Here is a 23,143-nt window from a genome sequence, read left to right as displayed (position 1 = left end):
TCCCTCGGCTCAGCCGAGGGAAGGGGGCCTTCACGCGCGGTACTTCTTGCCGCAGATGTCCTGGGCGCCGGACGAGAAACCGTCGCGGAAGGCGGCGACTCGCGCGAAACCCGCCGGGAGCGTCCGGCCCCGGACGTCCGCCGCGATCAGGCTGTTCCGCGTCAGCATCTCGGCGATCGCCTCGTCGAGGTCGCCCGGCGACAACGTGAGCGCGCCACCGTCCGTGAGGGTCGAAGCCCAAAAGCCGGTGAGGCACGCGGTGCGCTGCGCGGCCACCGGCCCGTCGAGCCGGAACCCGCCTTCCTGCTGGACCGCGAGCGTGTAGCGCGACGCGACCTCGGCGAACGCGGCGAAGTCACCGATGCCGCCCTGCCGCCCCCTGCGCGGCGGGGTCCCGATCCGGACGAGGCCGTCGAGGTCGAGGTTGATCTGGTTGGACTCCGAGCAATACGACGCGAGCGCGTCCTCCGCCGTCACGCCGCAGGCCGCTCCGGTGGTGAGCGCCGGCGGCGTGGCCGCGAGCCGGAACGCCTGCCGCAGGCTGGTGGTGAGGTCGGCCAGGGCCTGGCGGTCGTCGAGGCGGACGTTCGCCGCGGCCGAGCCGAATCCGCCTTGTGTGCTCCGGCCTTCGATTTCGCGCTCGTCGATCTTCGCGCACCGGGCGGGCCCGTCGGTGAAGCCGAACTGGAACGCCGAAACCCGGTCGAACGCGTTGCCGTGCGCCCCGTCGTCGTCGAAGGCGACCCCCGCGGAATCGCGGATCTGGAACAACGCGGTGAGCACCTCGTTGAGCCCGCGGCCGGTGGAGACCTGGAACATGGGCGACTTGCCCTCGGCGACCCAGCGGAGGTACGCGCCGGTGTAGCAGTCGGCCTGCTGCTCCTTGACGATCGACGGAGCCGTGCCCGGCAGGCCCAGCCGGAACTGGACGGCGTGGCCGATCTCGTGGGCGAGCACGGTCATGACCGCCGCCGGACCGAAGGAATCGTTGAGCATCGGCAACAATTCCCCGCGATCCCACGCGACGACGTCTTCCCCCGCGCAATAGAAGGCGTTCACCAGCCCGGCGGTCGAGGTGCCGCAGATCTCGCGGCCGCGGCCGCCCGAGTCGTAGGAGACGAGCGTGGTCAGCGGCCGGAACTCGCGTTCGAAGGTCGCGGGAAGATGCTCGCGCCAATACCGCTGGACGTCGGCGACGGCGTTGGCCGCGAGCCTGTCGATCTCGCCGCCGTCACCGCCGTCGACCGGGAGCCCGGCGTCGAGCACGCCGGGTTTGAAACCGCTGGGCCCGTCGGTGATCTCGAGCCCGGCCACCCGGGTCGTATCCACCGGCTGGGCCACACCCCCGACGGTCGCGGCACAACCGGTGAGGCAGAGGGAAAGGCTCACCAGAATCGTCCAGCGTTTCATCACACCATCCCGTGTCCGTGGCTTCCCCGGCTCCAGGGACACGGACGGCGGCGCGATGCGGTTCAAAAGAATCTTGGCCGGCTTCCAGGGGCCGTTGCCCGCGCCGTGGGTAGCCGGGCAAGGCCTGGGCGGGCGGTCCTGCTCACCCCGGGGCTTTCCCCTTTCAGCCCCGCGCGGCCCGCACTTAGTCGACTAACCGCGGCATCCCTTCGCATTTAGCCGGCTAAATGCGGGGGTTGCCCAAGGTGATTCGACGTTGGCAATAGTTTCACTCTTCAGTGTTGTTCGCACGTTTCGCTGGTCGCTTAAAATTACGAACACGTGTTCGAAGCAAGGTGCTATTATGGAGTCGTGTCCGAGACCTTCCTCCCCGAGTTGCCGCAGGAGCTGTGGCGCGCCGGCAAGCTGGAGCTTGCTCATGGCGTGCAGCAGTCCTTGCAGGTGATTCGGGTGGCAACTGCCGCGCTGGGGCAGTTCTTGGCGGAGATCGAGTCTCGGGGCGTCAAGGATTTGTACGGGTATGGCCGTACGGATAAGTGGTTCGCCGATATGGCGGGGCTGTCGGTCGGCGAGGCGCGCGCTGTGGTGAACCGGGCGATCGCGTTGAACCCGACTCGCGCCTTGGATGGCACTGAGGTTCCGCCTGTTGCTCCCGCTACTGCTGCGGTTGCGGCGGAGGGTCTGGTGGGGAATGAACGGATCGATCAGATCCTGGAGATCTTGAAACGGCTCCCCGCCGACACGTCTGCTGAGGATCGGGCGAAGGCGGAGAAGATCCTCGCCGAACTGGCCCCGAATGCCGGACCCGCACAGCTCACCAAGGCTGAGGCGAACTTGCTGGGCTGGCTGGATCCCGACGGCAAGGAACCCAAAGAACCCGAACCTAAGGAACCACGCCGCGAGATCACCCTGGAACGCCGCAAAGACGGCTTCTGGAAACTCACCGGCCTGCTCGACGACGAAACCGGTGCCCGCACCGCCGCCGCCCTAGAAGCGCACGCCCAGCCACGGCCAGTCGACGAATTCGGCCAAGCCGACCTGCGGATGAAATGCGAGCGCATGGGCGACGCCTGGGCCGACCTGCTCGACCTGGCCATCGCCTGCCCCGACCAACCCGGCACCAGCGGCTACCGCACCCTCGTGAACGTCACCATCGGACTCGACGAACTCAAATCCGGCCTCGGCACCGCGTGCCTCGATTTCGTCGGGACGATGACCGCCCGGGAAGCACGGCTCGCCGCCTGCGACTGCCTCATGCTGCCGGTCGTGATGAGCACCTCGGGCGAACCCCTCGACATGGGGCGCCTCCGACGGTTCGTCACCCCAGGCCAACGACGCGCGTTGAACATCCGCGACAGAGGCTGCGCCTTCCCCGGATGCCACCGGAAACCCAAGAACTGCCACGCCCACCACATTCACCACTGGGCAGACGGCGGACCCACAGACCTCCGAAACCTGGTCCTGCTGTGCGGCTTCCACCATCGCCTGATTCATCACGGTGATTGGGAAGTACGCATGGCCGCCGACGGGCTACCGGAATTCATCTCACCCCAATACCGAGACCCGCTCCGAATACCCCGGCGCAACACCCTGCATCACGTCTGAACCCCGAAGAGCCCGTCGGGCACACCGACGACGGGCTCCTCGGCATGCCCACAGCTCGGCCAAGGCTTTCCCGATCGCCGACAGCATCGGGATCGCTCCCCGGGCTCCTGGTCATCGGATCCTCGACAAGGCGCACCACGGCACCGATCTCATACAGCTCAGCAGGATCTTCGGTCCGGATGTGACCAACGCCGTCCGCTACATGCGGGCCGCGCGGCCGGGACGGTTCCAGCTCGATTCCGCCGGGCCGGTGGGTGGCCTCCGTATCCGAGCCCGGCCATGCCGTCCTGCCCCTACCCGGCCTGCCGGTAAACCAGTGGCGTTTCCGCAAAGGAGCCCCATAGCTTGTGTGTTCGTGACCGACGAGCCGGAGATACCCGCGAACCGCTACGAACTCGGCCGAGTGTTCAACGAGGTGCCGGAGCTCTATGACCGGGTCCGTCCGGGATATCCCGATGAGCTGTTCGCGGACCTCGGCGCCATCACCGGCATCGGCAAGACGTCGTCGGTGCTGGAGATTGGCTGCGGCACCGGTCAGGCCACGCGTTCCCTGGCGGCACTGGGATGCTCGGTGACCGCCATCGAGCCGGGCGCCGACATGGCCACACTCGCTCGCGAACGGATGTCCACCTTGAGCAACGTCGAAGTCGAGACGTCGATGCCGTCCTAGCCGCGTCGTCATGGCACTGGCTCGACCCGTCGATCGGCTGGCGGCGAGCGTACGAGGCGCTTGGTCCCGGAGGCTGGCTGGCGCTGCTTGGCAACGTCGTCGTCCGCAGGCCGGGAGAGCCGGAAGTCTTCGCCGAGACCGCCGATCTCCATGAGCGGTTCTGTGCCGGGAACCCTGGCTGGGGTCATCCGCCGTCGGAGGACGACGTGCGCACCACCGGCGAGGGTTGGGGTCTGGTCGAGGATCCCGGCGGATTGTTCGGTCCGGCGATCGTGCGCTGGTATCCGGCCGTTCAATGGTTCGACGGCGAAGGGTTCGCCGACCTCCTTCGCTCGACGTCCCTGTACCGCGGGCTCGATCGCGACGTCCGCGAGCCCCTGCTCGACGCCATCGCCCAGCGCATCCGTGACCGAATGGGCGACCGGGCACCACGCCGCTATCTGAGCGTCCTCCGTCTCGGACAGCGAGCGCCGAGCCTCAGTTCACGCAGCCTGCCATCGCGGGCGGCGTGGAAGCAGCTGACGACGAAGGCGGAGCGGCGATCGAAGAAGTGGCCGCCACCGGTTTGATCCCGATCCCGCCTGCCGGGTCCCCCACCGCGGAGACGGTCGTCGCGTTCAGCGCGGACTTCACGAACGCCTTCACTTCGGCCGGATCCACCTTCACCGCGTCGCCGTCGGAAGGAGTCGGCAGGGAAAGGCTCTGCACCGGGATCGTCTGGAACTTCAGCGCTCCCGAGCTCATGCCCCGCAGCTGCTGCGCGAAGCTGAGCACATCCCAGCCGCGGTCGAGCACGACCGAGCCCTGGATCGCGCCGATCAGGGAGCTCAGCCTGGTGGGATCGGTGAAGGTCCCGGCGTCGAGGACGGTCTTGGCCATACTCGACAGGAACGCCTGCTGCCGCGCGATGCGGTCCAGGTCGCTGGGCAGGCCGTGCCGCTGCCGCACGAAGGCCAGCGCTTGCGGGCCCGAAAGCAGTTGCTTGCCCGCCGGGAACGACGCGCCGGAGAACTTGTCCTGCACGGGGTTGTTGAGGCAGACCTCGACACCGCCGACGGCCTCGCTCAGTGCGGAGAACCCGGCGAGGTTGACGGCGGCGTAGTGGTTGATGGACAGGCCGGTGAACTGCTCGATCGTCTGGATCGTGAGTTTGGCGCCCGCCTCGTTGGCCTTGACCTCGAGCTGCGGCCCGGAAAGTCCCTGTGCGCGCAGCGTGTTCATCGCGGCGTTCTTGCCGCGGCTGTACGCCGAATTGATCTTGTGCTTGCCGAATCCGCCCGGAATGTCCACATAGGAATCACGCGGGATGGAGATGGCCGTCGCGCCCGCCCCACCCGCCGGGATGTGGACCACGATCATGGTGTCGGTGGTGTCGCCGCCGTCGTCGCCGCTTCCGGCGTGCAACGCGTCGAGGACGTTCTGCGGCAACGGGTTCCCGTTGGTGTCGGTCCGGGAGTCGATTCCGACGAGCAGGATGTTCTGCGCCACCTTCAGCGGTTCGCCCGCCGGACCGTCGGGCACCTGCGCGGAAGGAGCGATCACGTCGGCCGTGACGAGCGCTTCGTCCAAACGGCTCAACTGGGTCCACGCGAAACCCGTGACCCCCAGGACGGCCGTCGACACCAGGCCCAGTGCGACACGGCCGCCGATCCGCCGTCCTCGCGACGTGAGCAGCACGACCTTCTCCCCGCTTCCGTGAATGATCCCCCGCGTTCGAGGATCACCGCGTTAGCTGGGAATTAGCTGAGAAACGTGTCATAACCGGGTCTTAAAGCCCGTTCGGACCATTCGAAGTGATCAAGCAGACAGCCGGCGGCGACACCGAGTGCCGGACCGACCGCGCAGCGCTCCCTAGCGGGGCATGCGACGCCAGATCGCGCGTGGCACCACGCGCATCACCGCGAACATCGGCCTCAGGAGTCCCGGCACCCACACCGTGCCCCGGCCCTTCCGGAGCGCGGCGACCGTCGCGTCGGCGACCTGATCGGGAGTACTGGAGAACGGGGCAGGCGACATGCCCTCGGTCATCCGGCCGATCACGAAGCCGGGCCGGACGAGCAGCAGACGCACACCGGTGCCGTACAGGGCGTCGGCCAGCCCGCTCGCGAAACCGTCGAGGCCCGCCTTCGCCGATCCGTAGACGTAGTTCGCCCGCCGGACCCGCACGCCCGCGACCGACGAGAAGACCACGAGGCTGCCGTTTCCTTGCTCACGAAGCACATTGGCCACATGCGTCAGCACACTCACATGGGCCACATAGTCGGTGTGGACGATCGCGACGGCGTGTCCGGCGTCCGCTTCGGCGCGCGCCTGGTCGCCGAGGATCCCGAAGGCGGTGACGACGACGTCGAGCGGCCCGTGTTCCTCGACGACCTTTTCCAGGAACGGCCCGTGTCCGGCGAGGTCGTCGGCGTCGAACTCGACGGTGGCGACGGTCTCCGCCCCCGCGGCCAGCAGCCGCTCGGATTCCGCGCCGAGGTCCGCGCTCCGTCGCGCGGCCAGCACGATCCGGCGCGCCCCGCCATTGGCGAGCCGTTCCGCGACCGCGAGGCCGATCTCGCTGCGTCCGCCCAGTACCAGCACCGTTCCGCTCACCCGCCGCAGTCTGCCAGGTGGCCCGGCGCCGGCAGGCAGTGGCACGGTTCACAAACTGCAATTTTGCAGTATCTGCACCTTTAGGCGTATCGTGGTGCCCATGCCCGAACCCGTCAAAGGTCTCCGCGAGCGCAAACGGCTGGAAACCCACCGCGCGCTGGCGACCACCGCCGTCCGGCTCGTCGCCGAACGTGGTCTGGACCAGGTGACGGTCGAAGACATCAGCGCGGCGGCGGGGGTCTCCCCGCGCACGTTCTTCAACTACTTCGCGTCCAAAGAGGACGCTGTCGTCATCGCGCACGCCGACAGTGCCGAGCGGACCCAGCGCACCATCGACAAGTTCCTCGCCGCACCGAAGGAAGTCAGCACTCCCCGTGCTTTCGTGGACGCGCTGCAGGAAGACTTCGCCCAAGTCGACGAGAACCGCGAAGAGTGGCTCGGCCGCATGAAGGCCATTCAAGAGAACGCCACCCTGCATTCGCGCGCGGTGGCCATGAACCACGACACCATCGCGCCGATGATCGAGGCGATCGCCCGCCGCACGGGTGTGGACCCGAAGACCGATCTGTACCCGGCGCTGCTGCTGTCCACGCTCGGCGGCGCGGTCAACGCCGTGCTGATGCTCTGGTACCAGCACGACGGCCGAGTCTCCGCGCTCGACCTGCTGGACGACGCCGTCGAACTGCTTCTCGCCGGGCTCCCGGAGCCCGGCGGCCGCGCGCGCTGACGCGCCCGGCACCACAGGAACACGAAGGGGGACCACCATGTCCGTATCCATGACCGAACCACGAGAACCGGAGGCCCCGGCGGGCTCGATGGGCCGCAGACAGGTCCTCGAAGCGATGTCGGGGTTGATGATGGGCATGTTCGTCGCCATCCTCGCCTCGACGGTGGTCGCGAACGCGTTGCCGCGGATCGTCTCCGAACTCGGCGGCTCGCAGGCCTCCTACACCTGGGTGGTCACCACCGAACTGCTCGCGATGACCGCGACGGTGCCGCTCTGGGGCAAGCTTTCCGATCTGTACAACAAGAAGCTGCTGATCCAGCTCTCGCTCGGACTGTTCGTGGTCGGTTCGCTGGTCGCCGGGTTCGCCGGCAACATCGAGCTCTTGATCGGCAGCCGGGTCGCGCAGGGCATCGGCGCGGGCGGGCTCACGGCGCTCGCGCAGGTGATCATGGCCGCCATCGTCTCGCCGCGTGAACTCGGGAAGTACTCGGGGATCTTCGGTGCCGTGTTCGCCGTCGGGACCATCGCGGGCCCGCTGATCGGCGGCGTCATGGTGGACACGTCGTGGCTCGGCTGGCGCTGGTGCTTCTTCCTCGGGGTCCCGTTCGCGATCGCGGCGATCCTGCTGCTGCAGCGCACGCTGAACCTGCCGACGATCCGGCGTGACGTGAAGGTCGACTATCTCGGCGCGTTCCTGATCATGGCCGGTGTCTCGACGCTGTTGATCTGGTCGTCGCTGGCCGGGCACCAGTTCGCGTGGGGCTCGTGGTGGACGGTCGGCCTGGTGACGGCGGGCGTGGTCATCCTCGCCCTCGCCGTCTACGTCGAGTCGAAGGTGGCCGAGCCGATCCTGCCGCTGACGCTCTTCCGCAACCACACGGTCACCCTGACCACCCTCGCGAGCTTCCTCGTCGGTGTCGCGATGTTCGGCGGGACGGTGTTCCTCTCGCAGTACTTCCAGCTGTCGCTCGGCAAGTCGCCGACGGTGGCCGGATTGCTGAGCCTGCCGATGATCTTCGGCATCCTCGTGTCGTCCACGGTGTCGGGTCAGCTGATCAGCCGCACCGGCAAGTGGAAGAGCCACCTGCTGCTGGGCGCGACGCTGATGACCGCGGGCCTGGCGCTGCTGGGCACCATCGACGCGAAGACGAACCTCGTCGTCCTCGGCGCGTACATGGTGCTGCTGGGCGTCGGCGTCGGCATGCTGATGCAGAACCTCGTGCTGGTGTCGCAGAACGACGTCGACGCGCACGACCTCGGCACGGCGACCTCGACGCTGTCGTTCTTCCGCAGCCTCGGCGGCTCGATCGGGGTGAGCGCGCTGGGCGCGGTGCTCGCGAACCGGGTGCTGGCGCTGATGAGCGAGAAGCTCGGGCCGCTGCCCGGGGGCGGCGAAGGCGGCGCGGTGCCGAACATCGCCACGCTGCCCGAACCGGTCGCGAACGTCGTCCGCGAGGCCTACGGCGAGGCGACCAGCGAGTTGTTCCTGATCAGCGCGCCGATCGCGCTCCTGGTGATCGTCGCCGTCGCCTTCCTCAAGCACAAGCCGCTCAAGACCCAGTCGGGCAACGAGCGGCTGGCCGAGGAATCCGCCGTCGCCTGATCGCCACGACAGAGGGGCCCGGTTCGCGGAACCGGGCCCCTCTTTTCGCGCGCACGAAGAACACGATGGAAATTCGATGAACGCGATCAAGTGGTTTCAGGCGGCTTCAGGCAGCATTGCCGACACGAATCAAGTGGCGCCGTTCGCTGCCGGTCAGCCCACCGAAAACGCCGTGGGCCAATCCGTTGTCCACGGCGTAGGCCAGGCAGGCCGAGACGACCGGGCACCGCACGCAAACGGCCTTCGCCCTGGCCGCCTGACGTGCGCCGGGGCCGGTTTCGGTGACCGGGAAGAACAGTTCGGGATCCTCACCGCGGCAAGCGGCCTCACTCAGGTCACCCGCCATCCTCATTTCCATTTTCCTATCACCTCCTTTTTTTCGATTTTCCCTTCCCCGTCAAACGACTTCCGGGTATCCGGCCGGGTACGCACCGCAAACATCACCTTGACCGAATCGTTACACTCAGCGGCCCGCTCACTGCACCTGTCCTGTGAGGGCATTCGCGTCAGGCGGCTGAGAGCGGTGAGTGCGGGTGATGGGCCACGACGGGTTCGACGAGTTCTTCCACGCCGAATTTCCGCTGCTCACCGGCTTCCTGTGCAAAGCGGGCTTCGCACTGGACCCGGCACGCGACGCGGCCGCGGAGGCGATGCTCAACGCCTACGAAGACTGGCAGGGCATCACCCAGCCGAAAGCGTGGGTCCGCCGGGTCGGGCACCGGAGGGCGAAGGAGCAGACCTCGGTCGGGGCCGATTGGGCCTCCGCCGACGCCGGCCGGGAGGACAAGCTCACCGCGCTCGCCGACGAGGCGTCGGCCGTCCTGACGATGCTGGGGAGGCTGCCGAAACGCCAGCAACTCGCCATGGCCTGGACGATGGACGGCTACTCGTCTCAAGAGATCGCCGGGCTGCTCGGGATCTCGGACGAGGCAGTCGGCACGACCCTGCGCCACGCGCGTGGCCGGCTGGCGGAACAGGATCCCGGTTTCGCCGACCGGCTGGACGGCGCCAACGCCGCCTTCCTCGACGCCTTGCGGATGGGGCTGGACGCCGAAGACACCCTCGCCCGGATCAAGAACCGCGCGATGGTCAGGGAACTCGCCTTGGTGGCGCCCGGGACCCCGGCGGAGTCGGAACCCGAGCAGGTGGCGCCGTCGCAGTGGTACACCCTCGACGAACCCGTCGCGGCCGCCGGGAAAGGCGACCGGCGGGCGCTGAACCAGCTGCTGACCACCGTCCGCCCGCTCGTGATCCGGTACTGCCGGTCGCGGATCGGCAGACAGGAGCGGACCTACGCCTCGGCGGACGACGTCGCGCAGGAGGTCTGCGTGGCGATCCTCCGCGCGCTGCCGACCTATCGCGAACGGGGACGGCCGTTCCTCGCCTTCGTCTACGGCATCGCCCAGCACAAGGTCGCCGACGCCCGTCGTGCCGCCGCCCGCAACCGCACCGAGCCCGTCGCGGAGGTCCCCGACGGGATTTCGGAGTCCGTGGGCCCGGAACAACGGGCGCTGCACAACGAATTGAGCGACCGGATGGGCGAACTGCTGCGGATCCTGCCGGACAAACAGCGGGAGATCGTCGTGTTGCGGATTGTCGTCGGCCTGTCGGCGGAGGAGACCGCCGGCGTGGTCGGTTCGACGGCCGGTGCCGTGCGGGTGGCGCAGCACCGGGCCTTGACGCGTTTGCGGAAGATCCTCGCCGACGAGTGACGGTGGCGGCGGGTGCCGGGGCTCGTGAGTGGTGAGGACGGTTCTAACCGTCCTCACCACTCACGAGTCAGGGGCGGCAGCGTTCGGCGGTGGCGGCGGCCGCCTTCAGCTCCGGAGCGCCCAACACGGCCGCGACCGGGTCGAGCGCGCCGTGCGTGTCCTTCTGGGCGGCGATGAGCCCGTCGACCGCGCGGCCTTGCGCGACGGTGTCGTTCTTCCCCGCCGCGTCCAGACCCGCCTTCGCTTTCACGGTCTTGTCGCGCGCCGAGGTGTACTTCGCGAGGAACTCCCGCTTCGCCGCGTCGCCCGCCGGAACCGGCGCGGCGGGCAGCGCGCCGAGAGCGTCGACCGTCTTGGTCAGAATCGCCGCGTAATGCCCGAGCTGGTCGCTCGTGCTCTTCTTGACGGCCTCCACGGTCTCGCCACTCGCCGACGGCATCTTGTTGTTGCCTTCGATGAAGTCCTTGACCGCGCCGCAGAAGCCGTTCATCCAGGCCACCGCCGCGGCCGGATCCATCGAGGACGACGAAGGCGCCGCCTGCTGGGCCGCCGGTGCCGGATCCGCCGCGCAGCCGGTCAGGACCGCCGCGGCCAGCGCGATTCCCGTCATGGTCGATTTCCTGTGGGCAGCGCACATGTCCGTTCCCCTCTCCGCCGTCCGGTGTTCCCGACGGCGTCAGGACAGTGACATGGCGAAACCCGCGCGGTCTGCGTCATCTGACTCAGAGCGACGCCCGCGCTCGAACTCGTAACGTTCGAGGCACGGCGACCGGACGGCGTAACGGGCTGCGGGCAGGTGGCGAGTACCGCTTTACCCCTGTTCGCTTCGAGGGCACCCAGCCGAAGAGGTAGCACCATGGCCATCAAGATCATCGCAGCGCGGCTCGAAGGTGGGAAGTTCCACGAAAGCATCACGAAACTCCGCTGGATCAACCCCGGCAGCGGTGAGACCGGCGAGAGTTTCGTTTCGGCGATCGTGGCGTGGCTCGAGGACGACGACGGGAAGGCCTACGTGGACGAGGGGATCCACCGGGTGGCCGTGGAGATCATCAAGCCGACCTTCGGCCCGAAGTTCCTCCGCACGCGCGCGGACGGGATCTGGAAGAACAACCTGCTGGAGCTTCCCCGCTTCTGAGGCGGCGGACCGGTTAATTCCGGAGACGGGCGCACGAGCACTCTGTTAGGTTCAGCGAGCACTCCCGGTGCGCGGGTGACGGTTACTTCCTCTTTCACAGGCCACCGTCACCGGTTCTTTTCTCGGGAGCCACAATTTCAGATGTGCCCGGTGCGCAGGCGACGGATACTTCCTTTTACCCATGGGTCGCGGGTTCGAGCCCCGCCCGGCGGTCATCCGCCGGTAGCTCAGTCGGCAGAGCAATGGACGAGCACCGTCACCGACTTTTTCTCGGGCCCCATCCGGAATCACGGCTCCCTCGAACGAAATCGAGGTCGAGGGTGTCGAAGTTCAACACCGCCGGCACCCGGCCGGCGACCAGCTCGCCGATCGTCGGTGAGCGGAGGCCCGGCGGCGTCACCCACGAAGGTGGGGACGGCTACGCGCGGGACACCAAGTCCGAGCTGTTCCTGCTCGCCGTCACCAACATGGTCGGCGAGAACACCTTCTACGAGACCGGCGAGAAGCGTGACACGCGGTACGCCGACCTCGTCCGGGAGACGGCGCTCGCCGACCCGGACTGGACCGCGCGGTTCCTGCGCTGGCTCCGCACGGAAGCGAACATGCGGACCGCCGCACTCGCCGGCGCCGCCGAATACGTCCGCGCCCGGCTCGCCGGTGACCCGTCGTATGTCGCCACCATCGCCAACCGTGCCGTCGTCGGCTCGGTGCTCCAGCGCGCCGACGAACCCGGCGAACTGCTCGCGTATTGGACTTCGCTGTACGGCAGGAAGATCCCGAAGCCGCTCAAGCGCGGCATCGCCGACGCGGCCGTCCGGCTCTTTCACGAGAAGTCGTTCCTCAAGTGGGACTCCGACGCGCGCGCCTTCCGGTTCGCGGACGTCCTCGGCCTGACCCACCCGGATCCGAAGGACCCGGCGCAGGACGCGCTGTTCGAGCACATCGTCGACGTCCGGTTCAACCCCGGCCGTGAGATCCCCGCCGAACTGGAAGTCCTCGGCGCCCGCGCCGAACTCATGGCGTGGGACAAGGAGAAGCGGCGCGATCTCTTCAGCCACCCCGATTCCGCACGGTCCGTTCTGCGGCGGGCGGGCATGACGTGGGAGTCCCTGGCCGGCTGGCTCCAGGGCCCGATGGACGCGCGCGCCTGGGAAGCCGTGATCCCGTCCATGGGCTACATGGCGCTGCTGCGGAACCTCCGGAACTTCGACGAGGCCGGAGTGTCCGACGAGGCCGCCGAGGGCGTCGCGGCGCGGCTGGCCGATCCGGAGCAGGTCGCGAAGTCGCGGCAGTTCCCGATGAGGTTCCTCTCCGCGTATCGCGCGGCGCCGTCGCTTCGCTGGTCGTACGCACTGGAGAAGGCGATCGCCGAGTCGCTGGCGAACGTGCCGCGGCTCGCCGGGCGGACGCTGATCCTCGTCGACACCTCGGGTTCGATGAACGCGGGTTTCAGCAAGGACGGCACGCTGATGCGCTGGGACGCGGCCGCGATCTTCGGGATCGCGCTCGGCGCCCGCTGCGAGACGGCGGACGTCGTGTCCTTCTCGAACGGCTACTACGGTGGCACCGGTTCGAAGGCCTTCGACCTGCCCGGCGGTGAATCGCTGCTTCGCGGACTCGACCGGTGGAAGAACGGCGGCTACTTCATCGGCGCGGTCCAGCGTCACCTGCGTCCCGGCTACCACGACCGGGTGGTGATCCTGACCGACGAGCAGCACTCGTCCGGCAACGTCGACCAGGCCGTGCCGAAGGACACGGCGTTGTACACGTGGAACCTCGCGGGCTACGAGCGCGGGCACTCGGCGTCCGGGCGTGGTAACCGGCACACCTTCGGCGGCCTCACGGACGCCGCTTTCACCATGATTCCGCTCCTGGAAGCGGGGCGGGACGCGGACTGGCCGTTCTAGTCAAACATGCCTTGCCGGGTGGAGTGTGCTGGACCGGGGCGCGCACGGTCACGTCGCGAAAGCCACTTTCGGGACATCAGACGTCGCGAAAGTGGCTTTCGCGACATACCCGGGCGTTCCGGTCGACCTCGTCTGTCCTCATCGGACATTCCCCGCTACAGGGAGAGGTTTCGTCACCTGGGCGTTGGATACCCCGCCCGGGATTTCACTTCACGACCGTAATCCCTTGGCCTTCGGGACGATGCCAGGCCGGTCTCCGCGCAAAATGCCTGGTGGTGGGCCGGGTCGGGCTCGAACCGACGGCCAAGAGATTATGAGACCGCAGCTCCGGCATGTCAGCCAGTGTCATTGGATGTTAAATCCTGCCGGTTTGTGCAGGTCAACGCCAGTTCTGGCCATGTCCGGTGATCGTCGCGACGACCTTCCGGGGTGTGGGCTTACCCGTCTCGGCGTCGGTCGCCAGAACTTGATCGTCGAGTTTCAGCTGCTCGATCGGACGACGACTGCCATCGGCCATCACCACCAGAGTGCCCGGCGCGAAGCTGTTGCACGTCGTCTTGGGCAACCGCTCTTCGGCCTCGTGCACCCGCCGCACATCATTGCCCGGGCAGCCGCCGGAGCTGAATCCTGAGACCAAGATGGATGGAATCCCGGCACCGCAGATAAAAGAGTTCGACATCTGGATTCTCGACAAAATCGAAACGCGCCGCCATGTTGCACACAACCGCGGCTGAATGGTGCTTAGCCGCGGTTGCGTTCGTGTGCCTTGGTCAGCACGCTCGACAGTTTCGAGGCCTCCTCGTCGGAGCCGCTAAGGTTCGACGCGACGAGCTGGACGGACGTAAATCTCCCTCCACTGCAGACTTGTCCGTTGATCGCTTTGGGGTTCTCCCGAGTGGGAATCAGGTTCACGGTGCGGGAGCTGCCGGCCGGTAGTCCTTGAACCTCCAGCAGCGTAGAAAACAGCTCACACGCACGATCCGGCGCGATCTCCTTGCCAGAGGCGATCAGGTCGCGAGCCGCTTCCAGTTTGCGAGCCGTCTCCGGATCGTCGAGCAGTCCGGACCTCTTCACCTGCTCTATTGCCGCGGGCAATTGCGTTGCCCACTTTTCTGCTGACGTACCGATGACCTGGACGCGACCCCCGGCAGGCGTCTCCCAGTGACACGCGGGCAATCCGCCGACAGCCAAAGACTTCGGATCGGACACCTCTCCGGTAAGCAACGACAGCTCAGCCGGTGTGAGAAGTTCACACAAAGCGTCCGGAGTGGACGTCTTGGTAGCCGAGTCAGCGGACGACGGGGCCACACCCTCGGCGGCCTTGCCTTGTGGCGCCGAACCAGACTTGTCCGACGAACACCCGGCTAGCCATAGCATTGCCGACGCGGCGACGAACACTGCGATTCGACCGGCTCTCAGATAGCCGAGGCACTCCACGTTTGACATCTTGCGCTCATCCCCCCATGCAAAGTGACCAGAGGTTACCAGGACTGCAGTTGCGAACAGGCTGGGAGCTCGTCAGCGGACACACAGCCCTCATCTGCCTCACTCGACGACGCTGCGGCGTCCTCTACGCCATGCTCCACAACCACCCTCACTACCCAAGCGGCTTGACCGCCACCGCACCGCGAACGTTATGTCGACCATCCGAAAGGGCAATGCCGCGTAGATCACCAGCTCGTGACCGGGCCGATACGAGGACGAACCAACATCGCCCGCCTCGAACCCACCCGGCTCTGCCCCAGAGCCTCCGCCGAAGCGCTTCAATCTTGGAAACCGTTCGTCCATGAACCCATGCCCTCACCGTGGCTGCGGCGTGCCGCGACGCTGCCCCCGACCCGACCGAACTGCGACGAACCCTCATCCTCGTCGCACACGCCCTTCCGCCCAAGGACGCCAGAACCTTCCGGAAACAACTCGCAACACCATGGTGAGCGGAAACCCACTCCCAGTTGACAACCAACGTAGGGACACCGCCGAAGTCCCTGGCGATCAACATCTCACACGAACCCTCGGCACACCGGAGCAAACGGAGACATAACGGAGCCCGGACACAATTAACGACGAGGCGAAATTGCCACCGAAAGGCCAACATCCCCGCAGGTCGGCCGCGATGTCGATGTGGTGGGCCGGGTCGGGGCTCGAACCGACGGCCAAGGGATTATGAGACCGCGACTCCGGCATGGCAGCCAGGGTCATTGGATGGCAAATCCTGCCGCTATGTGCAGGTCAACGCCAGTTTGAGCCCTGGGCCGAATGCCGCTGCGTGTCGGCCCATATCGGGGGCAGCATCCAAGGTGATCGCTGCTTCCACAGCTGCCTGCTGTGCGAGGCTGGCCGCATCACGCGCGTCCTCTGCGGCCCTGGCCTCAGCAGCGGCGGCCTCTTCGACGGAGGCGCCGGCGCGCAGTGCTTCGGCTTGGACCGCGGCGGCCTCCCGTTCTGCACTGGAAACAGTCTCGTTCGCGCATGCAAAGAACCTACGGATCCGCAAGCTCTGTCGACACGGCCGGCGTGGCGAACGACGATCACGCACGCAAAGCGTCAACCTAATTCACAAAATCGTTTCAACCCGAAAATAAGATATACCTCAGTCATTCAGGCAATGCGCCGAGAACTATAATAACCTCCGCCGATTCGTCCGGATGGTCACCATAGATTTTTATCTTATTACGCTCACGCTCCACCGGCACTTGAAGGCTCAATTGCCGATTTGGGTCATAGATCGCAAGGGACGCCTTTGACAGATGGATTTCGCCGTCGAACAGCAAGTTCAGTTGCCGGACGTCCGCCGGCGCCTCTACGCATACAACACCAACCGGCCCACTGACAGACTGCTGCACCGCCACGAAAACCGAGTCAGGTCCGCCGTGCACGCTCTGCGCAGCGGGATCCCAACCTGCGTGATCGTCGCGACTGTCCGGTGCCGCGACCACGAGCAGTCCATGATCGAAGCGGGCAAGTCCTGCCCCATAGAGTCGGTCACCGTATTCCTCGATCATTGCCGAATCGATGTTCACTTGTACCAGTCCTGTCGCAAACCGTTCACAATTCCTCCTTGCCTGCGGGAACAATCCTTGCAATGCGGGTAGAGCGTCCACGGACCGTTCGGTGCCAGCCGATTAGGCGGGTTGTGGTCCCCGGTCCAGTGGCCGTCACGATAGCCAGATTGTCCTGCTTTGCAAGTGAAGCAGCCGTTGCGGTCGCCGGACTCGTTGACCATCTTCTGTTCGTGCGGCAGAACCTTGTCCCCTCGCTCGGCAGCCACTCCATCAGCACGTTGTCCCCGGAGACTTGGGCCGAGCGTTAGGTCGCAAATGTCATCCTGGTTCGCGTTGTGCACCAGTATCGGCGTGTTTCTCGCCACGACATAGTAGGTGTGAATGGCGTCGACGGTGAGGTTGTGGACACGAGCGGGCGCGTCCCAGGAGCGGGTTGCGGTGACCTGCACCGAGGTGCCGGTGCCGGTCTGCAGCCGCGAACCCGACACGAGCTCCTTCGCCGGTACCCATTTACGCTGCTCGGGCAGCCAGAACGGGTGACCGTCAGTGGCCACGATCGGCGCGCCACCGGCGACGCTGATCTCGACCAGGCGTTTCTGGCCCTGGCCGATGATCGTCGCGACGACCTTCCGGGGCGTGGACTTACCCGTCTCGGCGTCGGTCGCCAAAACTTGATCATCGAGCTTCAGCTGCTCGATCGGACGACGACTGCCGTCCGCCATCACCACCAGAGTGCCCGGCACGAAGCTGTTGCACGTCGTCTTCGACAACCGCTCCTCTGCCTCTTGCACCCGCCGCAGATCAGCCTGCGCCTTGTCTCGCTTCCGGATCCACGCCAAGGTGTCCTGGAACGCGTTGACGATCTTGTCGACGATCTTCCCGCCCTTGAGGATCTTTCCCCACGGCAGCGCGGTCAGGACCTCCCAGCCGCACTTGAGCAGGCTGAAATTCTTGATGCAGTTGTCGACGATCCCCTTGACACCGACGATCTCCTGCAGGATGTCGCCACCCGCCTGGATCGCGATATCCATCCAGCCCCGCTTGTCCGCGGCGGCCTTCTTCGCCTCCTCGTACTCCGCCTGACTCAACCCGGCGTCTTTGACCGCTTGTTCCTTCTGGCTTCCGCCGCCACCACCGCTGTTCAGCATCATCGACCAAGGCGAGTCGATCCAGACCCGGTAGACGAAGGTCTGCACCACCCAGTAGACGAACGAGACCAGCATGAACATGGGGAAGAAAAGGCCGAGGAAGAACATCTTCCAGACGAACCCGATATGCGCGGTCTGTTTGACGACCTTGACGGTCTTCCAGTAGAGACCGCTCGGGTCGGAATTGGTCGCCGGCGCGTTGTTGGCGTAGGCGTAGCCGTTCATCTGCTGCGGATCGTCGGTGTCGAGCACCGGGTCCGGGGAAATGAACCTGCCGGTCTCAGGGTCGTACTGGCGTGCACCGAGGTTCGTGAGCCCGGATTCGTCCTTCGTCCCGCCGACGAAGCCCTTGTCGTCCGGCCAGCTCTTCGGTTCCTCACCACGCGGATTACCGAAGGCGTCCTGCCGCCGCTGACTGACCGCGAGCGTGCTCGCATTGACGCTCATAGCCGCTGTGCCCTGATGGTCCCCGAGAAGCCACGACAACCCACCACCGGCACCGGAGGTCCGGACCGCGACAGCGGTACCGCCGTGGTCGTAGTACCGGCGACCAGTCAACTCCTGGGTGGCGGGTTTGAGCACCAACTCCATTCCGTCGAGATAGAGCGTGGTGGTCCCGGACTCGCGTTTGATCAACCGCCCGCCGTCGGCGTCGTAAAGGTAGGCCGACGTGCGGCCGTCCGCCTCGGTGACTTTCTCGGTGCGGCCGAGCGGGTCCCAGTCGAGCTTTTGCGTTGACCCGGAGATGTTCCGGGTCGTCATGTTGCCGGTCGTGTCATAGCCGAACTCGTCCTTCGACGTCCCCTGGGGGCCGGTTTGCGTCACCGACCGCAGGGTGTGGGGCTGAGTCCCGTTCTGGCCGCCGTAGGCATAGGTGCGGGTGACGTCGCCATCGAGCCGGTGGTCGACGTCGGAAGTACGGTTGCCCGCCTTGTCGTAGGCGTACTCGTGCCAGTACGGCGCGGCACCGCCCATGGCGGCGAGCGATGGCTGAACGGCGCAGTCCCCGCTCGTCGGAGTGAAGGCACTGGTCATGCGCTTGAGATAGTCGTAGGCGAAACACTGGGTATCGCCCACGGCCCCAGGCGGGGTGTCCGCGATCTTGGTGACGTTGCCCGAAGGGTCGTAGCCATAGCTCCGCTTGGCGAGGTAGGTACCGCCTTCGAGGTTGCGCTGGACATCGACTCCGGACAGCCGCCGGGTGCCTTCCTCGTAGAACATCGAGGTGTAGACCGTCTTGGCGCCGGAGCCCATCGTCAGCCGCAGCGTTTCACCGTACTTGGAGTAGAGGTGCTCCGGTACATAGGTGTCGATGCCGAAGGTCTCGGTCGGCAACCCCAGTTCGTTGTACCGATGGTTGATGATCTCCGCGTCGAGTCCGCCTGCCGCGGGCTGGGTCTGAGTCGCGACCCGTCCGGTGTTCGGCTCGTAGGAAGTCCGGAAGGTGTAGGTACCGGTGAGCTTTCCTTCGCCTTCCGGGATGACGACCTTGGTCATCGTCGGCCGGTTCGCTGAGTCGTACGCGCCGACCTGCTTGATGTATGCCTTGCCGTCGATCCACCTGGTCGACGAGTCGACAAGCCCCCTCTTCAGGCCATCGTAGGCCCAGGTCGCCGTCTTGACCTCTGCTTGGCCCGGTGCCCGTGTGTCATAGCTCGCGACCTTGCGGCCGAGCAGGTCGTACTCGGAGCGGGTCACCGCACCGCGTGAATCGGTGACGGTTTCCAGCTGGTCGAGTGCGGTGTAGGTGTAGCGGGTGGTTCCGCGGTCCGGGTCGTGGTCGGCGACCCGACGGCCGAGCTGGTCATGCTCGTAGCTCCACTGCGCGCCGTCGGGGCCGGTGACCGACGTCGTCAGGCCACGAACGTCGTGGACGTATTTGGTGGAGTCGTAATCGCTGGTCGCCTGCCGCCCGTGATGCTGGCGCTTTTCGACCGCGCGGCCGTGCACGTCGCGGATCACCGTCGTCGTGGTACCGCCCTCGGGCGGAATGACCGTGACTCGATCGGCTTCGTACGACGACGAGGTCTGCCACTGCTTGACACCGAGTTTGTGGTAGGCCACCTCGGTTTCACGCTGGAGCGCATCGAACACGGTGCGCGTCTGGTTCGGCACCGCGTTGTCGAGTACGCCGAGGAGAGCTTTCTCGGGTTCCTTCTCGTTGTAGTAGGCGCCATTGACCTTGTGCTTGAGGCCACGGGAATCGTAGAACCAGTCGGTCAGGACGCGGCCGCCGGCGACAGCCGACAGCTGGGCTTGCCGCTCGCGCAGCAGTCCGTCGTAGAGCGTGTACGAGGTCGTGTACTTGCCGTCCTCCCGGAGAACTCGGGTGGTGACGACGGTCGGCGCGTCCGTCCGGTATTCGTAGTCGAACTCGCTGCTCGGCGTGCGGCCGTCCACCTTGGAGCGTCCCGGCGCCCAGGTACGGATGACCCGGCCGAGCGGGTCGTAGTCGATGTCGGCTCGCTCACCGCTGATGCCGACGTCGGTCGTGGTGAGCGCCCACGCAGGGTCCATGGTGGTGACCGAGGTGAAGCCGAGAGGATCCTTCTTGGTCACTGTCCGGACCCCGAATTCGGGGCCGGGGCTGTAGGTCGTGGTGACCTTGTGGCCCTGAGCGTTCACCACCTCGGCCGGGCGGCCCAGCGCGTCGTAGGTGGTGCCCTGTGTCAGCTGCCAGCCCGTGCCGGTCCACCTTTCGGTGGCGGTCAGGTTCCCCTTTGCGGGAATCGCCTCGAACGCTTGGCCGTCATAGCTCGAACGGACGTGGGCGACGACGTCCTTGGGCGTGCCCTCTCCTGCCGCGCAGGGCAGGGCGACCGTGCGAACGGTCGAGGGCCTGGTCAGGATCCAAGCGTCGTTGTTGGCGACATAGGTCGTTCGCGAGCAGGTTTCATCGCCGGTGACGCCGGTGTCTCCGGCATCCTCGACCTGGACGACATTCCCGTGATCATCGAAAGAGTTGGTCACCTTGGTGCGCCGCCACGCACCATCACCGAGCAATGTCCGCCCTCGGACGGTGGCGATGTTGGTCATGAACGCCTTGTCCTCGCCCGCGGTCGCGGTCGGGCCGCGGAGCCATGGTTCCTTGACGGACGCCGACACGATCTTGCCGCCGTCGTAGGAGAGGCTTTCCAGGCTGAACCCGGCGAGTGCTTCGGAGTCGGTGACCTTGCCGCCCTCCGAGTCGGCGACCTCGACCGTGCGCTTTTTGCCATCCGGCAGGCGATCGCCGTCCATGCCGCGCAGGAATCGCTCGGCCGTGACGGTTTGCGTCTTTCCCGGCTCCCCGGCGATGGTGCGGACTTCACCGAAGCCACGCCATTGCGACCAGGTGCGGTGCTTCATCTCGGTGAACTCGGCATCGTCGAAGTGCCAGGCCGCGCCACCCTGGTACTGGTACTCGGTCTTCTTCAGTTCCGAGCCGCCGGTCCGGTCATCTTCCGTGACCGCGGCGACGACGTACTTGTGAAACCAGCCGAGGACGGCTTCATAGCCGAATTCGGGGAGCCACCAGCTGGGGAAACACCGCATGGTGTTCGTTTCCGGGTTGGCGGGCATCGCCGAGCCGGTCACGCATTCGCGGTCGGAGTACTTGACCTCGGTGATACCACCGGCCTCGTTCAGCACGCGCTCGATGCGGTGACGGGTGATCGGCGGCAGCCCGTCGTTGGCTTCCACGCGGTTCGGCATGGACCGGCCGTGGAACACCATCTCCGGCAACACGGCCGTGCCTCCGGCCAGACCGGTGTGCGTGATCCCCGCCAGCCACAACGCCGGAGACAGTCCGTCACCGGTGTCGGGGAACTGGTGTCGCAACGTCCACGCGTCCACGTCGCGCCACTGGGCGGGACCGGTGACGTCGTCGCGGCGGATCTGAGTCAGCACCTTCACCAGCCGCTTACGGCTGAAGAACGCGGGCGAGGTGCGCCCATCGCACTTCTCACCGGACTTGCAGATGCGGTCGAACGGCACATCGGGCCAGGACTTCGCGGTGTCCTTGGTCAGCTGATCGGGGTTGCACGCGAACGTGCTGGTCGGCAGGCACCGTTCCGCTGTGTCGAACCACACCCGCGACGGCGCCGGGGCGAACAGCGCACCCGCCCGCAGGCCGTATTCGATACGCCGGACGAAACCGGCCGCGATGTAGGAGGTCTGCTTGTCCGCGGCCTGGTCCCGGCCGTAGAAGTTCGTTTCACGGTCGTAGTAGTAGGTGGTCGCGTTGCCGTTGGGATCGACGACGTAGTCGAGGTTCCACCGGTACGCCTGCTGGCACCAGGAGTCACCGAAGGCGGCTTTCGCGCAGGGTTCACCCGCGTTGTTGCCGAAGACCGGAACCGTGAACGCCGAGCCGGTCTCGGGTTTGCCCTCGGCCCAGCCGGGAAGCCGGTTGAGGCCGAGGAAGTATTGGGTGCCGTTGTTGCTGGTGACCTTCCAGTGCTCACCGTCGTCGTCCCCGTTGACGGCGCCGGTCAGCCGTTCGATCCGCGATCCGTCGTCGTTCTTGGGTCGCCACGCACCGGTCTTCTCGTCCTTGACGAGCTCGGCCGACACGCCGTTGAGGTGCATGATCGCGTTGTCCGTGGCCCAGCACAGGTCACCGGTCTTCCGCTGCCCCTGGCTTCCACCGAGATCGTCAGCGCAGGCCTTGTAGCGCCGTTCGATGAACCCGCCTGCGGAAAGCTCCCACCCATCGCCCGGGGCGGCGGCCTGGTTGTTGGTGGCGCTTGTCCGTCCGTCGATCGTTCCCGACGAATAGCCGAGCCCGAGCTTCGGTGCGACACCCGCCGTCGGCGGCGGCACCCGAAGCGGGACGGAGTAGGTGAAGTCACCACTGGAGCCGCCTGCCGACCATTGCCCGGCGGGCGACAACCCGGTCGCCTCGAACGAACCACCCGCCCCCGATGGGGCAGCGGCGACGGCCAGGACCATCCTCGATGTCCCGGCCTGGTCCTTCTCCTTGTTGGGCAGGGTGATCTTCCCGGTGAGGGTGCGCGCCTTGGTGTTGTTGTCCGTCTGCAACGGCTGCCCGGCACGGCACTCCGGTTTGTCCGGGGTCATGATGGCACATTCAGGCAAGACGGCGAGCTTGAGACGGGAGCCGTAGTCGCCGCCGAATGCGTTGGCGAAATCGCGATAGTCGACCTGCACCGATATCGGCTTGCCCGCGGCACCACCGGCATCGTCCACGGCCACGACCAGACCCGTGATCCCGGCTTTCCCGGCCAGGGCCTGGTCATAGGTCTGAACCCTGACCTTCGCCGGCGCGGCCGCAGCACTTCTGGCTTCGGCGGCCGGTGCCTCGGCGGCGACCGACACCGGCAGTGTCCCTGCCCGCTGGAAACCGGCGGACGGTTTCACCGACCGTGCCGTCGCTCCGCTCGAGAGTTCGACGTCCGCGGCTGCCGCTCCGGGCCACTTCGGCTCGGCCGGTGTCTTCGCCGCCGCCGCGTCGACCTCGTTCGCCGGGACCGGCCGGGCCGGAACCGGCTTGCCGGGCACGGACTTCTCCTGTTGCAGCGAGGGTAGCTGAACGAAGCTCGGATCGGCGGCGGTCGCGGGCAGCGCCTGTGTCGTCGTGGCGACCATGACCACTGACAGCACGAAGGCGATCGCGATCGCAAAACGT

17 protein-coding genes are annotated in these 23,143 nt (G+C 66.6%); 8 read left to right on the top strand and 9 right to left on the bottom strand.

Translation table 11 applies throughout. The annotated features are described in order from the left end of the window. Positions 1 to 30 precede the first annotated feature (30 nt). Positions 31 to 1,410 carry a neutral zinc metallopeptidase gene (locus ACFWIW_RS19810; protein WP_378369756.1) on the bottom strand — a complete coding sequence of 460 codons (1,380 nt, stop codon included), beginning with the start codon at positions 1,408 to 1,410 and terminating at the stop codon, positions 31 to 33. Between the two features lie 351 nt (positions 1,411 to 1,761). Between ACFWIW_RS19810 and ACFWIW_RS19805 the strand changes: the two genes are divergently transcribed. The 3 genes from ACFWIW_RS19805 (at position 1,762) to ACFWIW_RS19795 (ending at position 4,254) form a co-directional block, all read left to right on the top strand. Next, positions 1,762 to 3,015, top strand: coding sequence for a DUF222 domain-containing protein (locus ACFWIW_RS19805; protein WP_378369755.1), 1,254 nt, complete (start codon positions 1,762 to 1,764; stop codon positions 3,013 to 3,015). A 355-nt stretch (positions 3,016 to 3,370) separates the two neighbouring features. Further along, positions 3,371 to 3,685 (top strand): class I SAM-dependent methyltransferase, encoded by a 315-nt coding sequence (locus ACFWIW_RS19800; protein WP_378369754.1) that lies wholly within the window; start codon positions 3,371 to 3,373, stop codon positions 3,683 to 3,685. Positions 3,686 to 3,891: 206 nt separating this feature from the next. Beyond that, entirely contained in the window at positions 3,892 to 4,254 is a 363-nt protein-coding gene (locus ACFWIW_RS19795; protein ID WP_378369753.1) for a hypothetical protein, read from the top strand. Here the strand turns inward: ACFWIW_RS19795 and ACFWIW_RS19790 are convergent. Together ACFWIW_RS19790 and ACFWIW_RS19785 are read right to left on the bottom strand one after the other, a co-directional pair. Beyond that, positions 4,163 to 5,362 carry an LCP family protein gene (locus ACFWIW_RS19790; RefSeq protein WP_378369752.1) on the bottom strand — a complete coding sequence of 400 codons (1,200 nt, stop codon included), beginning with the start codon at positions 5,360 to 5,362 and terminating at the stop codon, positions 4,163 to 4,165. The genes ACFWIW_RS19795 and ACFWIW_RS19790 overlap by 92 nt on opposite strands. A 174-nt stretch (positions 5,363 to 5,536) precedes the next feature. Next, positions 5,537 to 6,280 carry an SDR family NAD(P)-dependent oxidoreductase gene (locus ACFWIW_RS19785; protein WP_378369751.1) on the bottom strand — a complete coding sequence of 248 codons (744 nt, stop codon included), beginning with the start codon at positions 6,278 to 6,280 and terminating at the stop codon, positions 5,537 to 5,539. Positions 6,281 to 6,380: 100 nt separating this feature from the next. Here ACFWIW_RS19785 and ACFWIW_RS19780 point away from each other — a divergent pair, with 100 nt between their 5' ends. Further along, positions 6,381 to 7,007, top strand: coding sequence for a TetR/AcrR family transcriptional regulator (locus ACFWIW_RS19780; protein ID WP_378369750.1), 627 nt, complete (start codon positions 6,381 to 6,383; stop codon positions 7,005 to 7,007). Positions 7,008 to 7,044: 37 nt separating this feature from the next. Beyond that, positions 7,045 to 8,610, top strand: a complete 1,566-nt coding sequence (locus ACFWIW_RS19775) for an MDR family MFS transporter (RefSeq protein WP_378369749.1) — start codon at positions 7,045 to 7,047, stop codon at positions 8,608 to 8,610. A gap of 106 nt (positions 8,611 to 8,716) precedes the next feature. On the opposite strand, the gene ACFWIW_RS19770 is transcribed toward ACFWIW_RS19775, so the two are convergent. After that, positions 8,717 to 8,968 carry a WhiB family transcriptional regulator gene (locus ACFWIW_RS19770; protein ID WP_378369748.1) on the bottom strand — a complete coding sequence of 84 codons (252 nt, stop codon included), beginning with the start codon at positions 8,966 to 8,968 and terminating at the stop codon, positions 8,717 to 8,719. 178 nt (positions 8,969 to 9,146) lie between these two features. Here ACFWIW_RS19770 and shbA point away from each other — a divergent pair, with 178 nt between their 5' ends. After that, entirely contained in the window at positions 9,147 to 10,322 is a 1,176-nt protein-coding gene (gene shbA / locus ACFWIW_RS19765; RefSeq protein WP_378369747.1) for an RNA polymerase sigma factor ShbA, read from the top strand. 67 nt (positions 10,323 to 10,389) lie between these two features. Here shbA and ACFWIW_RS19760 read toward each other — a convergent pair whose 3' ends face one another. Then, positions 10,390 to 10,932: a hypothetical protein gene (locus ACFWIW_RS19760; protein WP_378369746.1), complete on the bottom strand. Its 543-nt coding sequence runs from the start codon at positions 10,930 to 10,932 to the stop codon at positions 10,390 to 10,392. 246 nt (positions 10,933 to 11,178) lie between these two features. Between ACFWIW_RS19760 and ACFWIW_RS19755 the strand changes: the two genes are divergently transcribed. Together ACFWIW_RS19755 and ACFWIW_RS19750 are read left to right on the top strand one after the other, a co-directional pair. Beyond that, positions 11,179 to 11,457 carry a DUF3892 domain-containing protein gene (locus tag ACFWIW_RS19755; RefSeq protein ID WP_038516826.1) on the top strand — a complete coding sequence of 93 codons (279 nt, stop codon included), beginning with the start codon at positions 11,179 to 11,181 and terminating at the stop codon, positions 11,455 to 11,457. A 320-nt stretch (positions 11,458 to 11,777) separates the two neighbouring features. Continuing rightward, positions 11,778 to 13,364 carry a TROVE domain-containing protein gene (locus ACFWIW_RS19750; protein ID WP_378369745.1) on the top strand — a complete coding sequence of 529 codons (1,587 nt, stop codon included), beginning with the start codon at positions 11,778 to 11,780 and terminating at the stop codon, positions 13,362 to 13,364. Between the two features lie 379 nt (positions 13,365 to 13,743). On the opposite strand, the gene ACFWIW_RS19745 is transcribed toward ACFWIW_RS19750, so the two are convergent. The 4 genes from ACFWIW_RS19745 to ACFWIW_RS19730 all read right to left on the bottom strand — a co-directional run bounded on the left by ACFWIW_RS19745 (position 13,744) and on the right by ACFWIW_RS19730 (position 23,118). Continuing rightward, positions 13,744 to 14,043 (bottom strand): Hint domain-containing protein, encoded by a 300-nt coding sequence (locus tag ACFWIW_RS19745; protein WP_378369744.1) that lies wholly within the window; start codon positions 14,041 to 14,043, stop codon positions 13,744 to 13,746. Positions 14,044 to 14,105: 62 nt separating this feature from the next. Further along, positions 14,106 to 14,810, bottom strand: coding sequence for a DUF3558 family protein (locus tag ACFWIW_RS19740; RefSeq protein ID WP_378369743.1), 705 nt, complete (start codon positions 14,808 to 14,810; stop codon positions 14,106 to 14,108). Between the two features lie 1,148 nt (positions 14,811 to 15,958). Further along, positions 15,959 to 16,384: a hypothetical protein gene (locus ACFWIW_RS19735; RefSeq protein WP_378369742.1), complete on the bottom strand. Its 426-nt coding sequence runs from the start codon at positions 16,382 to 16,384 to the stop codon at positions 15,959 to 15,961. Beyond that, positions 16,381 to 23,118 (bottom strand): polymorphic toxin-type HINT domain-containing protein, encoded by a 6,738-nt coding sequence (locus tag ACFWIW_RS19730; protein ID WP_378369741.1) that lies wholly within the window; start codon positions 23,116 to 23,118, stop codon positions 16,381 to 16,383. Before ACFWIW_RS19730 ends, ACFWIW_RS19735 begins: the two co-directional genes overlap by 4 nt. Between the last annotated feature and the right edge of the window lie 25 nt (positions 23,119 to 23,143).

The organism is Amycolatopsis sp. NPDC058340 (genome assembly GCF_042723975.1).
Lineage (GTDB): Bacteria > Actinomycetota > Actinomycetes > Mycobacteriales > Pseudonocardiaceae > Amycolatopsis.
Note: the sequence above shows the minus strand (reverse complement) of the source record. Positions and strands in the feature narration are given on the sequence as shown.

Bases quoted from the DNA above. Each gene is read 5' to 3' on its own strand.
- ACFWIW_RS19810 (WP_378369756.1), bottom strand. From the start codon at position 1,410: ATGAAACGCTGGACGATTCTGGTGAGCCTTTCCCTCTGCCTCACCGGT.
- ACFWIW_RS19780 (WP_378369750.1), top strand. From the start codon at position 6,381: ATGCCCGAACCCGTCAAAGGTCTCCGCGAGCGCAAACGGCTGGAAACC.
- ACFWIW_RS19775 (WP_378369749.1), top strand. From the start codon at position 7,045: ATGTCCGTATCCATGACCGAACCACGAGAACCGGAGGCCCCGGCGGGC.
- ACFWIW_RS19770 (WP_378369748.1), bottom strand. From the start codon at position 8,968: ATGGAAATGAGGATGGCGGGTGACCTGAGTGAGGCCGCTTGCCGCGGT.
- shbA (WP_378369747.1), top strand. From the start codon at position 9,147: ATGGGCCACGACGGGTTCGACGAGTTCTTCCACGCCGAATTTCCGCTG.
- ACFWIW_RS19760 (WP_378369746.1), bottom strand. From the start codon at position 10,932: ATGACGGGAATCGCGCTGGCCGCGGCGGTCCTGACCGGCTGCGCGGCG.
- ACFWIW_RS19755 (WP_038516826.1), top strand. From the start codon at position 11,179: ATGGCCATCAAGATCATCGCAGCGCGGCTCGAAGGTGGGAAGTTCCAC.
- ACFWIW_RS19745 (WP_378369744.1), bottom strand. From the start codon at position 14,043: ATGTCGAACTCTTTTATCTGCGGTGCCGGGATTCCATCCATCTTGGTC.
- ACFWIW_RS19740 (WP_378369743.1), bottom strand. From the start codon at position 14,810: ATGTCAAACGTGGAGTGCCTCGGCTATCTGAGAGCCGGTCGAATCGCA.